The 15244-nt window shown below is 72.6% G+C and carries 8 protein-coding genes; 2 read left to right on the forward strand and 6 right to left on the reverse strand.

What is annotated here, in order from left to right; genetic code table 11:
* Positions 1-5: 5 nt before the first annotated feature.
* From JMV16_RS14460 to JMV16_RS14470, 3 genes are read right to left on the reverse strand one after another with little or no spacing between them, the layout of a single operon-like run.
* Positions 6-1547, reverse strand: a complete 1542-nt coding sequence (locus JMV16_RS14460) for a class I adenylate-forming enzyme family protein (protein ID WP_201494987.1) — start codon at positions 1545-1547, stop codon at positions 6-8.
* Positions 1548-1592: 45 nt separating this feature from the next.
* Positions 1593-3098: a PQQ-dependent sugar dehydrogenase gene (locus JMV16_RS14465; protein WP_201494988.1), complete on the reverse strand. Its 1506-nt coding sequence runs from the start codon at positions 3096-3098 to the stop codon at positions 1593-1595.
* A 50-nt stretch (positions 3099-3148) separates the two neighbouring features.
* Complete coding sequence (locus tag JMV16_RS14470) at positions 3149-3799, reverse strand: PEP-CTERM sorting domain-containing protein (protein ID WP_201494989.1); 651 nt, start codon at positions 3797-3799, stop codon at positions 3149-3151.
* Positions 3800-4039: 240 nt separating this feature from the next.
* Here JMV16_RS14470 and JMV16_RS14475 point away from each other — a divergent pair, with 240 nt between their 5' ends.
* A complete protein-coding gene (locus tag JMV16_RS14475) occupies positions 4040-5164 on the forward strand; it encodes a two-component system response regulator (RefSeq protein WP_236580523.1) in 1125 nt (374 codons plus the stop codon).
* A 6-nt stretch (positions 5165-5170) separates the two neighbouring features.
* On the forward strand, positions 5171-10696 hold the full coding sequence (locus JMV16_RS14480) for a PAS domain S-box protein (RefSeq protein WP_201494991.1): 5526 nt from the start codon (positions 5171-5173) through the stop codon (positions 10694-10696).
* A gap of 23 nt (positions 10697-10719) precedes the next feature.
* Here the strand turns inward: JMV16_RS14480 and JMV16_RS14485 are convergent, their stop codons facing one another.
* From JMV16_RS14485 to JMV16_RS14495, 3 genes are all read right to left on the reverse strand, one after another.
* Complete coding sequence (locus JMV16_RS14485; protein ID WP_201494992.1) at positions 10720-11718, reverse strand: tripartite tricarboxylate transporter substrate binding protein; 999 nt, start codon at positions 11716-11718, stop codon at positions 10720-10722.
* A gap of 95 nt (positions 11719-11813) precedes the next feature.
* Positions 11814-12863 (reverse strand): hypothetical protein, encoded by a 1050-nt coding sequence (locus tag JMV16_RS14490; RefSeq protein WP_201494993.1) that lies wholly within the window; start codon positions 12861-12863, stop codon positions 11814-11816.
* A gap of 107 nt (positions 12864-12970) precedes the next feature.
* Complete coding sequence (locus JMV16_RS14495) at positions 12971-15244, reverse strand: TonB-dependent receptor plug domain-containing protein (protein ID WP_201494994.1); 2274 nt, start codon at positions 15242-15244, stop codon at positions 12971-12973.

Raw genomic sequence — 15244 nt, forward strand, 5'->3', positions numbered from 1 at the left:
GCGGATCAGCCGCCCAGCACCTGGGCCCGCAGCTCGCGCTTGAGCACCTTGCCGATGGCGCTGCGCGGCAGCTCCGCGCACAGCTGCAGGTCGGCCAGGCGCTGCACCTTGCCCAGGCGCTCGTTGGCCCATTGCAGCAACTCGGCGGCGGTGGCCTTGCTGCCTGCGCGCAGCACGACGCGCGCCACCGGGGTCTCGCCCCAGCGCTCCGACGGCACGCCCACCACGGCCGCCTCGGCCACAGCCGGGTGGGCGGCGAGCTGGGCTTCCAGATCGCTGGGGTAGATGTTGAAGCCGCCGCTGATGATCATGTCCTTGCGGCGGTCGATCAGCGTGAGAAAGCCGTCGGCATCGAAGCGGCCGATGTCGCCGGTGCGGATGTAGCGCCGGCCCTCCGCATCGAACCACTCGGCGGCGCGCGTCAGCTCGGGCTGGCCGTGGTAGCCGCTCATCATGCCGGGCGAGCGGCCGACGATCTCGCCCGCCTCGGCGCTGCCGGCGGGCAGGGCGCGGCCGTCTTCGGCTATCAGGTGGAATTCGCTGCCCGGCCCCGGGCGGCCGACGGTGTGCAGCTTGTCGCGCTGCTGGTGCGCCTCCAGGATGCAGGTGCCGCCACCCTCGGTCATGCCGTAGTACTCGACCAGGCCGCCGGGCCAGCGCGCCAGCACCTCGGCCTTGAGCGCGGCAGAGAAGGGCGCGCTGGTGCAGAACTTCATCACGAAGGCCGAGAGGTCAAAGTCGCCGAAGCGCGGATGGGCCAGCAGGCGCTGGTACTGCACCGGCACCAGCATCGAATGGGTGGCGCGGTGGCGCAGCGCCAGCTCCAGATAGGCGAGCGCGTCGAAGCGCGGCATCAGCACGACGCAGCCGCCGTGGGCAAGGGCCGGGATCAGCGCCACCAGCGTGGTGTTGGAGTAGAGCGGCGTCGCCGCCAGCGTGACGCTGGCCGGCCCATAGCCATAGGGCCGGCTGCGCTGCACATGGGCCCAGCGCATCGCATGCGGCTGGGCGATGCCCTTGGGCGTGCCGGTGGTGCCGCTGGAATAGATGAGGTTGAAGGGATCGCCGGGTGCTATGTCCACCGGCTGTGGCCGCGCACCGGCGGGGGCCAGCCAGGCCTCGAAGCCGGGGCCGTCCAGCGGCGTGATGGGCGGCAGGCCGGCTTGATCTGCCAGTTGAAGCGCGATCTCGCCATCGGCGAAGAAGTGGCGTGCCTGCGCATCGACCACCATCGCGGCCAGGCTCGCCGTGGTGGCACCGGGGGCCAGCGGCGCCACCGCGATGCCGGCGCGCAGCGCGCCCATGAAGAGCACGACGTAATCGACGGCGGCCGCGCCGCAGATCGCCACCGCCTCGCGCCGGGCCACGCCATCGCGCTGCAGCGCCGCCGCCACGCGGTCCATGCGCGCGTCGAGTTCGGCATAGCTCAGCGCGGCGTCGCCACAACGCAGGGCGATGCGCGCCGGCGCCTGGCGCGCGTGGCCGCCGATCAGCGCGGGCAGGGTGGTGAAGGCTTCGGGAGCGGCGGGCGTGGCATGCGGGTTCATGGCCGGCGCGAGCTTAGCAAGCGCCGGCCCGCCCCGGCAGCCGCTTCAGCCGCGGCGACGCAGGCGCCGCGCCATCAGCATCAGGCCGCCCGCAGCCCACATCGCCCAGGTGGCAGGCTCGGGCACCGGGGCCAGCGTCAGCCGGTAGACGATGCCGCCCAGGCCGCTGGCCGGCGTGTTGGTGACCATCGCGTAGAGCTCGCCGGCGGCATCCTGGCCGAAGCCGTGGACCGTGAGGCCGTTGGGCAGGATGCCGTTGGCAAAGGACGGCAGCAGGAACTCGCGGATCAAGCCGGTTTCCAGATCGGCATAGAACAGGCGGCCGTCCACGCGCGTTGGGGCCGCGCGCAGGGCCAAGTCGCCGAAGACGTACTTGCCGAACAGTGCCGGGATGTCCTGGCCGCGGTAGACAAAGCCGCCGGTGATGGAAATGCCGTCCTGGTGGTCGTATTCCAGCGTGCCCAGCGGGCCCGAGATGGGGTCGATCAGGCCGGCCGGGCTGCCGGGGCTGCGCGCGCCGGTGCCGGCGGCGCCGCCGGGAACGCGGTTGAAGGCGAAGTCGCCTTCCTTGATGGCCCAGCCATAGTTGCCGCCCGGCACCAGCAGGTCGATCTCCTCGATATTGCCCTGGCCGACGTCGGCGATGATGATGCGGCCGTTGGCGGTGTCGACGCTGAAGCGGTAGGGGTTGCGGAAGCCCAGCGCGTATTGCTCGGGCACCAAGCCGGCAGCAACGCCCATGTTGTCGGCCGGCACGCGGTACTGGCCGTTGGCGCTGGGTGCATTCAGGCTGCCCGCGCTGAGCGCCGGGGCGATGGGGTCGAAGCGCAGCATCTTGCCCAGCGGCGTGTTCGGGCTCTGCGCGTTACCGCCAGGCTCGATGTGGCCACCGGGGGGCGGGTTCGATGCATCGTTGGCGTTGCCACCGTCGCCCAGCGCCAGGTACATGTAGCCGTCGTGGCCGAAGGCAATGGTGCCGCCGTTGTGGTTGTTGGCGTTCTTGCCGAAGGAAATGACCTCGCGCCGCGTCGCCGGGTCGACCACGCCGGCGGCACCCATCTTCCACTCGTTGACGACGTTCTTGTAGCCCTGGCTGGCGCCATTGGGCACGGCGTAGGTGGGCGCGCTGGTGCCGATGGGCTCGCTGTTGTAGGTGTAGAGGGTGCGGAAGCCCGCCGCCGCCGGGTTGGCGAAGTCGGGGTGGAAAGCCAGGCCGAGCAAGCCGCGTTCGTCATTGGCGCTGGTGGGTACGAAGGCGCCGACCATGCGGGTGCTGATGTCGAGCACCGAGCCGGCCTGCATCACGCCGTTCAGCAGCACGCGCACCTGGCCACCCTGCTCCAGCACATAGAGACGGCTGGCGTCGCCCGGCGCGACGGTGCCGTACAGCGGCGCCGCCAGGCCGGTGGCCACCGGCAGCAGGTTGAGCGCGATGTCGCCGCGCGGGATGGAAGGCAGCAGGTCGCGCGGTTGCGCCTGGGCGGCGCTGGCGGCGGCCAGCGCCAGCACGCAGGCGGCCTGGCGGACAAGGCGCTTGAACGGGGTCGTCATGGCGGGCTTCTCCTGCAAGGGTTGGGGGGACGCGGCGGCGCTCAGCGCGTTCAGCGCCAACCGGGGCGGCGGCGCAGCGCCAGGCCGGCCAGGCCGGCCAGGCCGGCCAGCAGCAGCGCGGCTGCCGCCGGCTCGGGCACGGCGGCGATGTTGTCCACGCCCAGCGTGGCGGCAATGAAATCGCTGCCGGTGGGCGCGGCGGCTATGGCCGAGTGGTAGAGCCGGAGCTCGAACACATCGAGCACCGCCCCGGCGCCCGTGAGCGCCGCGGGCACGACGGGAAAGAAGACGTGCTGCCAGCCGCTGCCCGCCGCCAGCGTGACGGGCACCGTGGAATACGGACCCGACAGCCACAGGCGCAGGCTCAGATCGGTACTGCCGAGGTTGTTGACATCCATCGCGATGCCGCCCACGCCGGCCGCGGTGTAGTTGCCGGCCCAGGCGGGCCCGGCGATGGCGATCAGCCGCCCCCCCGCGCCGGCAAAGCCGCTGGACTGCAGCAGCAGGTAGGCGTCGCCCGCGCCGTCCGGGCCGCCGTCGGCCACCGCCCTGGGCGGCGTCGGGTTGCCCGAGCCGCTGAACCAGCCCTGGGTATTGCCGGCGCCAAAGCCATCCACGTTGCCGCTGGTGATGGCGGCGGCCGGCTGGGCCAGGGTCGCCAGGCCGAACAGCAACGCGCCATGGCGCAAGAGTCCTCGCATCGACGTCTCCCCGTACGGGTTTGCGGCAAGTCCTGGGCGCTTGCATGCCCCCGGTTTACGCTGGCCCGGCGTGCGCCATTCCGCAGGGGTTCTAGGGGGATGTCGGGGAAGGTCCGTGCAAGGCCGCCAAAAGCGGCGCCGCTTGCGCTAACGCAAGCGGCGCGAGGCCGCGCGCACGCAGCATTCATTTCTGGCCGGATCGGGGGTATCTGGCGTGGACGGCTGGGACTGAGGGACAACGTGGGAAGCCAATTGACCGGGCGCACGATTCTGGTCGTCGACGACAACCCCGAGAACCTCATCGTGCTGGGCGAATTGCTGCTGGCCCAGCACAAGGTACGCACCGCCAACTCGGGCGAGCGCGCGCTGCACCTGGCGCGCCAGGCGCCGCTGCCCGACCTGGTGCTGCTCGACGTGATGATGCCGGGCATGAGCGGCTACGAGGTGCTCGAAGGCCTGCGCGCCGACCCGCTGACGCGCGACATCCCGGTCATCTTCGTCACCGCGATGAGCGGCGTCGAGGACGAGCAGCACGGGCTGGAACTGGGCGCGGTCGACTACGTCACCAAGCCTTTGCACCCGGCCATCGTGCTGGCGCGCGTGAACACCCACCTCGAGCTGAAGTCGGCGCGCGACCATCTGCAGCACCAGAACGCCAGGCTGGAGGTCGAGATCGCCCGCCGCATGCACGAGAACCAGGTCGTGCAGGACGTGACCATCCACGCGCTGGCGCGGCTGGCCGAGATGCGCGACGAGGAAACCGGCAACCACATCGTGCGCACCCAGGACTACGTGGAGCAGCTGGCCAAGCTGGCGCGCGCCCACCCGCGCTTTGCCGCCGCGCTCAACGAGCGCACGGTCGTCCTGATCAGCAAGTCGGCGCCGCTGCACGACATCGGCAAGGTAGGCATCCCCGACCACATCCTGCACAAGCCGGGCAAGCTGAACGCCGACGAGTGGGGCGAGATGCAGACCCATGCCAAGCGTGGCGCCGATGCCATACGCAAGGCCATCAGCGACACCACGGAAGCGGCCGAGTTCCTCGACTACGCCATCGACATCGCGCAGTCTCATCACGAGCGCTGGGACGGCAGCGGCTACCCTGATCATCTGGCCGGCGAGGCCATCCCGCTGGCGGCGCGGCTGATGGCCATCGCCGATGTCTTCGACGCCCTCATTTCGCGCCGCGTCTACAAGGCGCCGTTTACGCCCGACGAGGCTTACCGCCTGATGGCCGAGCAGCGTGGCCGCCACTTCGACCCCGACCTGCTCGACATCTTCCTCGGTGCCTTTGGCGAGTTCTGCGCCATCGCGAGCCGCTACCCCGACACGCCGGCGCCGCCCGGAAGCTCGCCGCCGCACTGAGCGAGCATGGCCGCCGCGGGCGCTCCTCCAGTGGCCGGCCACGCTGCCGCGGCGCCGCCGCGTGCGCTGCGCCTGGCCCTGCTCTACGCGCTGGCCGGCGCGGCCTGGATCCTGGGCTCCGACTGGCTGCTCGGCAAGCTCGTCCACGATGCCGGCCTGGTGGTGCGGCTGAGCGCCTTCAAGGGCTGGTTCTTCATCGCCGTCACCGCGTTGCTGCTCTATGTGCTCGAGCGCACGCGCCGGGACGAAACCGCAGCGCTGGCCCATGCACCGACGCCACGGCCGCGCTGGCGCGCCGAGCTGCCCTGGCTGCTGGGCGCGGCCGCCATCGTCGCCCTGGCGCTGGCGGCGGTGCGCCACGACCGCGGCGAGGCCGAACGCGTCTTCGTGGCCCAGGTCGAGGCGGCGTCGGAGCTGAAGACGCAGCAGGTCGAGCAGTGGCTGCGGGAGTCGGTGCGGCAGCTGCGCTTCGTGCAGACCAGCAGTTTCTGGCCCGAGCTCTACCGCCGCTGGCGCGGCGGTGGCGACGCCACGGCGCTGGCAAGGCTGGCCGAGCGGGTGGCGCAGATGCGCGAGGCCTTCGGCAACAAGGGCATCTCCATCGTCGACGACCGCGGTGTCGCGACGGCCTCGCCGCCCGCTGGCCCGGCGCCATCGCCCGAGCTGCAGCGCCAGATCGACCTGGCGCTGGCCAGCGGCCGGATCGAGCTTGGCCGCGGCTTCGCCAGTGCCGACGGCCAGACGGATTTCGTGATCGTCGCCCCCATGCCCCTGCTCGGCAACGGCCACCAGGCGGCGCTGGTGCTGCATGTCGATCCACAGCAGACCCTGATGCCCATGCTGGCGCTGTCCACGCCGTCGCCGACGGCGGCGCGCGCACGGCTGCTGCGGCGCGAGGGCGAGCGCCTGATCGGCGTCTCGGACGGCCTGGAAGCGCCAGTGGGCGCGGCCGAAGGCACGCTGGCGCGCGCACTGCGCGGCGAGCCGCCCTGGGGCCAGGCCCATCAGGGCCTGGACCACCGCGGCACCGAGGTGCTGCGCGCGCTGCGCCCGGTGACCGGCACCGACTGGCTGCTCGTGGTCGAGGCCGACGCCGCCGCGATCAGCGCCCAGGCGCTGGAAGATGCGCAGTGGATAGGCGCCACCGCCGCCCTGCTGCTGCTGGCGCTGGCCGTGCTCAGGCGCTTCCTGCGCGACCGCCGCGCGCTCGACCAGGCCCACGCCGAGCAGGCCCTGCAGCGCGAACAGATGCGGGCCGCGGCCCTGATGCAGGCCATCGTCAACGGCTCCAGCGACGCCATCTTCGCCAAGGGCCTGGACGGCCGCTACCTGCTGTGCAACGAGGAGTCCGCCGCCGTCATCGGGCGGCCCGTCGCCGAGATCGTCGGCCACGATGACGGCGAACTGTTTCCGGCCGAGCTGGCCACGCAACTGCGCGACCACGATGCCAGCGTCGCGGCCAGCGGCAGCATCGTCACCTTCGAGGAGCAACTGCCGCGGCGCGGCGGCACCCCCAGCTGCATGGCCACCTTCCTGGCCACCAGGGGCCCGCTGCGTGACAGCGACGGCAGCGTCTTCGGCCTCTTCGGCATCTCGCGCGACATCACCGAGCGCAAGCGCGCGGAGGCGGCACTGCGCGATGCCGAGGCCACCCAGCGCACCCTGCTGGCGGCCATGGCCGATGGCATGTTCGTGGCCCAGAACCACTGCATCGTCTACGCGAACGCGGTGCTGCCGCGCCTGCTGGGCTGGCCGGAAGAAGACTTCCACGACCTGCCTTTCGACGCCATGGTGGCGCCCGAGCACCTGGCGCTGTGGACCGGGCGCTACGAGCAGCGCATTGCCGGCGCCAGCCCGCCTTCACAGTACGAGGTGATGTTCCTGCGCCACGGCAGTGGCGAGCGGCTGTGGGTGGAGCTCACCGCCACCCGCTTCGACTACCGTGGCGCGCCGGCGGTGCTGGGGCTGGTGCGCGACATCACCGAACGCCGCCGCGCCGAGGCCGAGCATGCACAGGAACTGACGCGCCGCCGCGTGCTCTTCGAGCACTCGCAGGACGGCATCGCGGTGCTGGCCGCCGACGGCAGCGTGGTCGAGGCCAATGCCGCCTTCGCCGAGCTGGTGGGCCGGCCCGAGGGCCTGGCCGGCTGCCATGTCTGGGATTGGGAACAAAGCCTGGACCGCAGCGCCTTGCTCGCGCTGCTGGGCGAGCAGGGCCCGGCCGATCTGCGCGCCGAGACCGTCTACCGCCGCCCCGACGGCACGCTGCGCGACGTCGACGTGCGCGCCCACGCCGCCCTCATCGCCGGGCGCCGGCTCAGCTTCTGCGTCTGTCGCGACATCACCGGGGCCAAGCAGGCCCAGGCGGCGCGGCGCGAGGCCGAGGTGGCGCTGCGCAAGAGCGAGGGCGAGTTCCGCTCGATGGTGGCCGCGCTTGACGAGGGCATCCTGGTCTTCGACGCCGATGGCCGCCTGCAGGCCTGCAACCCGGCCGCCGAGCGCCTCTTCGGCCTGCAGTTGGCGCAGTTGCAGGCGATGGAGCCGCCCTGGGGCTGGCTGCTGTGCGGCAACGACGGCCTGCCGCTGGCGCGCGACCAGGATCCGCTGCTGCGCGCACTGCGCCGTGGCGAGCCGGTGCGCGACCACCTGCTGGCCGCCTATGCGCCCAGCGGCGAGCGCCACTGGGTGCGCGTCAACGTGCAGCCCGTGGCGGACGCGGCCGGTGACGCCGGCCATGAGGCAGGTGATGGCGCGGGCGATGGCGCGGGTGATGGCGCGGACCATGACGCGGGCGAGGTCGCGCCAAAGCGCCGCATCAGCGGCGTCGTCGCCACCTTCAGCGACGTGACCGCGCGCCAGACGGCCGAGAACTCGCTGCGCCAGCTCTCGATGGCGGTGGAGCAGAGCCCCATCGGCATCCTCATCAGCGACATCCGCGGTCGCGTCGAGTACGTCAACGAATCCTTCTGCCGCACGAGCGGCTGGACGCGCGCCGAAGCCGTGGGCCAGGTCCGCTCGGCGCTGCAGCCGCGGCCCGAGTCGACGCCACTGGACGAGGCGCTGGCGCGCGGCGCGGCCTGGTCGGGCGAGCTGGCCGGTCGCCGCCGCGACGGCCATGCCTTCGATGAGTTCGTGCGCGCCGCGCCCATGCGCCAGGCCGACGGCCGCATCAGCCACTTCCTGCACATCAGCGAGGACATCACCGAGCACAAGCGCGTGCGCGCCGAGCTCGAGCAGCACCGCCACCGCCTGCAGGAGCTGGTCGACGAGCGCACGGCCCAGCTGCAGCAGCTCAACCGCGCCCTGGTGGACAGCGAGCGCTTCCTGCACACCGTGGCCGACCACCTGCCGGACATGCTGAGCTACTGGGACTGCGAGCTGCGCTGCCGCTTTGCCAACCGCGCCTGCCGCGACTGGTATGGCCGCAGCGAGGCCGAGCTGCAGGGCATGGTGGCCGAAACGCTGCTGGGCCCGGCGCTGGCGCAGGAATGCCGAGCCGCCTTCGTGGCTGCGCAGGCCGCGCCCGCCGGCCACGGCCAGCCGTTCCAACACCTGTTCCACCGCGCCAATGGCGCCAGCGTCCACGGCCGCGTCAACTGCGTGCCTGACCGCCTGGGCGGTGAGGTGCGGGGCTTCCTGATGCTGGTGGCCGACATCACCGAGATCAAGCAGACCGAACGCCGCCTGCAGCAGGCCAACACCGAGCTGGTGCTGGCGCGCGACAAGGCCGAGGACGCGAGCCGCGCCAAGAGCGCCTTCCTGGCCAATATGAGCCACGAGATCCGCACCCCGCTCAACGCCATCATCGGCCTGGCCCACCTGCTGCAGCGCGACGCGGTCGACGCCGTCACCGGCCAGCGCCTGGACAAGGTGACCGAGGCCGCCGGCCATCTGCTGCAGGTCATCAACGACGTGCTCGACCTGTCCAAGATCGAGGCCGGCCGGCTCGACCTGGAGTGCATCGATTTCTCGCTGCCCGAGGTGCTGTCGCGCTGCCAGGCGCTGGTGGCCGAACGCGCACGCAGCCGCGGCCTGGCGCTGCGCATCGACCAAGGCGACGCCCCCGAACACCTGCGCGGCGACCCCACGCGGCTGGCGCAGGCGCTGTTGAACCTGCTCAGCAACGCCGTCAAGTTCACCGAGCGCGGCGAGGTCGTCCTGAGCGTGCGCCGGCTCGACAGCGACGACGGCGCGCACTGGCTGCGCTTTGCGGTGCGCGACACCGGCGTCGGCATCGCCGCCGCCGACCAGGGGCGGCTGTTCAACGCCTTCGCCCAGGCCGACAGCTCGATGACGCGGCGCTTCGGCGGCTCGGGCCTGGGGCTGGCCATCACCCAGCGCCTGGCGGCGATGATGGGCGGCGAGGTCGGCGTACACAGCGAGCCCGGCCTCGGCAGCGAGTTCTGGTTCACGGCCTGTTTCGAAGCGGGCCTGGCGCTGGCGGTGGCGCCGCGGCGCGAGGCGGCCGAGCTGGCAGCGCGGCTGCGCATCCACCACAGCGGCGCCGAGCTGCTGCTGGCCGAGGACAACCCGGTCAACCAGGAAGTCGCGGTGGAGCTGCTGCAGTCGGTGGGCCTGCGCGTGGCCGTGGCGCGCAACGGCCGCGAAGCGGTCGAGATGCTCAGCCGCCACCCCTATGAACTGGTGCTGATGGACGTGCAGATGCCCGAGATGGACGGCCTGGAGGCGACGCGCCGCATCCGCGCCCTGCCCGAGCGCGCCCGCACGCCCATCCTGGCGATGACGGCCCACGCCTTTGGCGAGGACCGCGCCGCCTGCCTGGCCGCCGGCATGGACGGCCATGTCGCCAAGCCGGTGGACCCGGCCCAGCTCTACGCCGCGCTGGAGCGCTGGCTGGCGCCGCGCGAAGCCGGTGCGGCCCCGGCCACCGGCCGCGGCAACGGCAACAACAGCGCCGACAGCAGCGACAGCGGCGAGGAACTGCCGCCCATCGCCGGCATCGACCTCGCCCTGGCCCTGCGCTACACCGGCGGCAGCGCCACGGTGCTGCGCCGCGTGCTGCGCCAGTTTGCACTGCACTACCGCGCCGAACCCGAGACGCTGGCCGAACTGCTGGCCACCGGCAACCGCGAAGGCCTGCGCCGTGCCACCCACGCGCTCAAGGGCGTGGCCGCGTCGATAGGCGCGCTCAGCCTGCCCGCGGCGACGCTGGCGCTCGAATCGGCGCTGGCTGATCGCGGCGCCCAGCCCGATGCCTTGGCCGCGGCGGCGCGGCGCCTGCAGCAGGAACTGGCCCTGCTGCTGGCCGCCATCACCACAGCCCTGCCCGGCGCAGACACGCGGCCGGCCCCGCTCGATGAGGTGGAGGCGGGCCAGGAGGCGCTGGACCGGCTCGACCGCCTGCTCGGCAGCGGCGACTATGAGGCCGGCGCCGTCTTCCGCGAGATCGGCGAGGCCATACGCCGGCGCTGGGGCGCCCAGGCCGCCGAGTTGGAACGCCGCGTGCGCCTGTTCGACTACGAGGGCGCCCAGGCCCAGTTGCGCGCCTTGCGCGAGGGCGTGGATGCCTGAGCGGCCGAGCGCCCGCAGGCCTGCTAGTCCACCTTGGCCCCCGAGGCCTTGACCACCGCGGCCCATTTGCGGGTCTCGGCGTCGATGAAGCGCGCAAACTCCGCCGGCACCATGCCGCTGGGAATGGCGCCCTGGGCCTGCAGGCGCTCCTTGATGGCGGCCGTGCCCAGGGCCTTGGCGGTTTCCTGCTGCACGCGGGCCACGATCTCGGCCGGCGTGCCGGCCGGCGCCAGCAGGCCGAACCAGGAGCTGGCCTCGTAGCCGGCCAGCGCCTGGCCGCCGACCTCGGCCACCGTGGGTAGATCGGGCAGGGCTGCCGAACGCTGGGCGCTGGTGACAGCCAGGGCGTCGAGGCGGCCGCTCTTGATGTGGGGCAGGGCCGAGGGCAGGTTGTCGAACATGAGATCGACGTTGCCGGCCATCAGGTCGATCAGCGCCGGCCCCGAGCCGCGGTAGGGCAGGTGCAGCATGAAGGTGCCGGTCAGGCTCTTGAACAGCTCGCCCGCGAGGTGGATGCTGGTGCCGTTGCCCGAGCTGGCCATGTTGAGCCGGCCCGGGTTGGCGCGCGCCGCCTTCACCAGATCGGCCACCGAGCGTATGCCGTACTTCCGGGCCGTGGCCGGGTTCAGCACCAGCACATTGGGCACGCCGGCCACCAGCGTGACGGGGGCGAAGTCGCGCACATGGTCATACGGCATCTTCGGGTAGAGCGACGGGTTGATGGCGTGCGTGCCCACCGTGCCCATCAGGAAGGTGTAGCCGTCGTTCGGCGCCTTGGCCACCTCGGCGGCGCCGGTATTGCCGCCGGCGCCGGGCTTGTTGTCGACGACGAAGGGCTGGCCGAAGGCGCGCTGCAACTCGGGCGCGATGGCGCGCGCCAGGATGTCGGTGGTGCCGCTGGCGGCGAAGGGCACGACGATGCGCACCGGCTTGGCCGGCCAGGCGCCCTGGGCGCGGGTGGCGCGGGGCAGGGCAGTCGTGGCCGCTGCGGCGGCGAGGAGGTGGCGGCGGGATATCGTCATGGGCTGGGGCTCTGGGCAGGCAGTCGGAAGCGGTGTGCCCCAGTGTGCCCCGCACCCCGGCCCGACACAGCCGGGGCCTGCCCTTAGGCGCTGGCTCAGTCGCCCTTGCCGCGACCGCGGAACAGGCGCAGCGCCACCAGCCCGGCCAGCGCCAGCCCCGACAGCGTCAGCGTGCCGGGCTCGGGCAGCGGCCGCGGCGCGCTGGCCGCAGCCGCCGGGTCGGCGACCAGGTTGGTGACTCTGAAGCCGTGGTCCTGCTCCAGCGGATCGGCTGCCGCCAGCACCACCGGCAGCGAACCGCCTCCGCCGGCGCGCCGGCGCGGCTCGGCAATCACGGTGACGTTGCCGCAGACCTTGGGCACCATCACCGCGTAGACGCGGCCGGCGGCGTCGGCCGCCTCGTACAGCGCCGCCGGCTCGGTGTGGCCGTCGGTGAAATTGACGCGCGTACCTACGCACAGCGTGAGGCCGTAGGTCATGGCCATGCTGGCGGGGTCGAAGACACGCCCGCTGCCCAAGGCGCGAATGCCGTCGCGGTCTATCACCAGCTGGTCGGCCGGCTTGCCGACGCGCACCTGGGCGGCGATGAGGCGCACCACCTCGGGCGGCAGGGCGGCCGCCTCCAGCGCCTGCTCCACCGTGCCGCGGTAGGGATTGCCGCCCGGCTTGCCCCACAGGCAGTGGCGGCGCAGCGCCAGCGGCGGCGCGCTGGCGGCCTCGGGCGCCTTCAGGCGTTCGGCCCAGCGCACCTTGAGCGGATGGACGGCCGGCAGCGGCAGGCCTTCGAAGGTCTCGCCCGCTGCCAGGCGCGGCGGACCCGGCTCGGGCCGCGGCGCCAGCTGCATGACGCCGGCCACGGCGGCCAGCAGCGTGAAGGCCAGGCCGGGCCCGGCCCAGTGGCGCAGCGCTTCCATCCAGCGGCGCAGCGGCACGAACCAGGTCCGCCGCCGCCGGCGCCCGGCTCCGGCCTGCAGCCGGGGCAGGCGCGGCAACAGGCCCTGCCAGCCACAGGCCGCATCGTCGCAGTGGTAGTGGCGCAGGCCGGCCGCGGCCCCGGCCGGCCGCCTGGCACCGCTGCGCCACACGCCGAGTCCGCACTGGGGGCAGCGCTGGACATAACTGGAACGGGCAGAGTGGGCAGGCATCGCGGCGGCGGGCCCGCGCATCCGCTCATCGGAGGCAGGGGCTCAATCCTTGATCGGCCCCCGCCGCCGCGATTGGAGGACCGAAGTCACACCCGGCCCTCGGTCGGCTAGAGCTTCAGCTCCAGCCGCAGCTGCCAGTTGGCATAGCTGGGGTTCAGCGTGCGCGAGCTGTCACGCGTGGTGGCGGTGACGAACTCGGTGCTGCTGGCGTAGTCGCGCGGCGCCAGGTTGTTGGCCAGCAGGCGCAGGCCCGTCTCGGGGTTGACGGTCCACAGCACGAAGGCGTCCCAGATGGTCTTGATGCTGGCCCAGGTGGCGCGGTCGCTGGCTTGCTGAGTGCGGTAGCCGGGCGTCCAGTTGACATTGGCGCCCAGCGTGAAGGGTGCGCCGCGCAGCCGGTAGTCGGCGCCCAGGTTGGCGCTGGCCGGGGCCTGGCTGTCGAGCCGGTTGTCGGGGCCGGGGATGCCCTGCACGCGCGAGCGGTACAGGCTCAGGTTGTGGCGCAGCTCGATGCGCGGCGCGGCGGCGACGAGCTGGTCGAGGCGGTACTTGGCCTCCAGTTCGATGCCGGTGGTGCTGGCCTTGCCGATGTTCTGCGGCCGCGCCACATAGCGCTGGGACTGCGGGCTCCAGCTCACCGTTTCGAGTTCGGTGACGCTGCGCATCAAGTCCTTGATCTCGCGGTAAAAGAGGTTGGCGCTGATCAGCCCGCCGCCTTCCAGATAGCGCTCGAAGGCGAGGTCGATGCCGCGCGCCAGCTCCGGCCGCAGCGTCGGGTTGCCGGCGCTGTCGGGGTTGCCGGGCTTGTTGAGCGTGTTCACCGGGTCGCGGTTGTTGATCACCGGGCGTGCGATCAGCTGGCTCACGGCGGGGGCGCGGTAGCTGCGCGTCAGGCTCAGCCGCACCTGGTCGCGCACCTTGGGGTCGGGCTTCCACAGCAGGTGGACGAGGGGCGTCCAGACGCTGCTCTCGTTGCGCGGCCGCCTGCCGTCGCCGGCGTCGCCGCGCGTCGTGATGCCCTCCCAGCGCAGGCCGGCGTGCAACGCCCATTGCGGCGTCAGGCTCCACTCGTCCTGGGCCCAGGCCGCCAGACGCAGGCTGCTGGCCTGCAGGTTGCTACCGAAGTCGGTGAGCAGATCCGCGCCATCCTGCAGCGAGACGCGCTCGTCGACGCGGCGCACGCTCTCGGCCTCGATGCCGCCGACCAGGTTGTGCTCGCTGCCCGGCTGGGCCTCGTCGCCGCCGAGCAGGCTGCTGAGCTTGAGCGCGAGGTTGGCGGAACGCTCGCGCGAGTGGCTGTCGTCCTGCGCCTGGCGCAGCGCCAGGGCCTGGCCGGCGCGGAACTCGCTGCGCTCGGTCTGGCCGCTGGCACGCCACTGGCCCAGGCCACCGTCGAGCTCCAGCCGCGTGGCCGGCGTCAGGCGCTGGCGCCACTGCGTGCCCAGGCGCAGGTTGGTGAAGCTGTTCTCGTTGTTCTGGGTGCCGAGGTCGTACAGCGGCAGCGCCGGCGGCGGCGGCACGCTCTGCGCGAGGCTGAAGCGGCGCGCCGTCGTGCTCTTGCTGGTGAAGAGGTTGGGCATCAGCATCAGCTGGTCGCCGTTCTCGGACAGGCGCCATTGCAGCCGCCCGCCCAGGTTCAGGCCCTGGCGACGCTCCTGCGAGTCCTGCCGCGTCTGCTGGTGCAGCACGGTGGCGCCGGTGGCCAGATCCTGGCTCTCGTCCACGGTCTCGCTGCTGGAGTGGCGGCGGTTGTCGAACAGACCGGCCGAGAGGTTGTAGGTGAGCGGCCCGCGGCTGTCGTTGTGGGTCCAGAACAGGCCGGGAGTCAGCTCGCCGTCTTCCACGGCCAGGCTCATGCGCAGGTCGTTCAGGCGCCGCCTCAGGCCTTCGCGCGTGATGATGTTGATGGTGCCGGCGATGGCCCGCGCGCCGGTCTCGGCGGTGGGCGCGCGCAGCACCTCGATGCGCTCGACCTGCTCGGGCGTGAGCGACTCCAGGCTGAAGCCGGGCGGCACGCGCTGGCCGTCGATGAGCAACTGGGTGTAGCCGCCGCCCAGCCCGCGCATGCGCGGCGGCCCGCCGCGCCCGGGCGCGCCCGGCGTGCTGACGCCGGGCAGGCGGCGCAGCACCTCGCCGACGGTGGCGTCACCGAATTTCTCGATCTCCTCGCGGCCGATCACGATCTTGGCCGCCGTGCTCTGGCGGCGCTGATCGGTGTCGGCGACGCGGCCGCCGGTGATCTGCACCTCCTGGCCGGCGGCCACGGGCGCCGAGGCGGCGGGAGCGGGCGCTGGCGCCGCGGTCTGGGCCTGGGCGGCGGCGGATGCGGCGGCAAGGACAAAGGCCGTCAGGGCGCGGCGCGGCAAGGATGGGCAAGGCAT

This window comes from Rubrivivax sp. A210 (assembly GCF_904426505.1).
In the GTDB taxonomy this organism is placed as follows: Bacteria; Pseudomonadota; Gammaproteobacteria; order Burkholderiales; family Burkholderiaceae_C; genus Rubrivivax.

Coding starts and splice junctions, on each gene's coding strand:
- JMV16_RS14465 (WP_201494988.1), bottom strand. CDS start 3,098: ATGACGACCCCGTTCAAGCGCCTTGTCCGCCAGGCCGCCTGCGTGCTG.
- JMV16_RS14470 (WP_201494989.1), bottom strand. CDS start 3,799: ATGCGAGGACTCTTGCGCCATGGCGCGTTGCTGTTCGGCCTGGCGACC.
- JMV16_RS14495 (WP_201494994.1), bottom strand. CDS start 15,244: ATGCCTTGCCCATCCTTGCCGCGCCGCGCCCTGACGGCCTTTGTCCTT.
- JMV16_RS14485 (WP_201494992.1), bottom strand. CDS start 11,718: ATGACGATATCCCGCCGCCACCTCCTCGCCGCCGCAGCGGCCACGACT.
- JMV16_RS14480 (WP_201494991.1), top strand. CDS start 5,171: ATGGCCGCCGCGGGCGCTCCTCCAGTGGCCGGCCACGCTGCCGCGGCG.
- JMV16_RS14460 (WP_201494987.1), bottom strand. CDS start 1,547: ATGAACCCGCATGCCACGCCCGCCGCTCCCGAAGCCTTCACCACCCTG.
- JMV16_RS14490 (WP_201494993.1), bottom strand. CDS start 12,863: ATGCCTGCCCACTCTGCCCGTTCCAGTTATGTCCAGCGCTGCCCCCAG.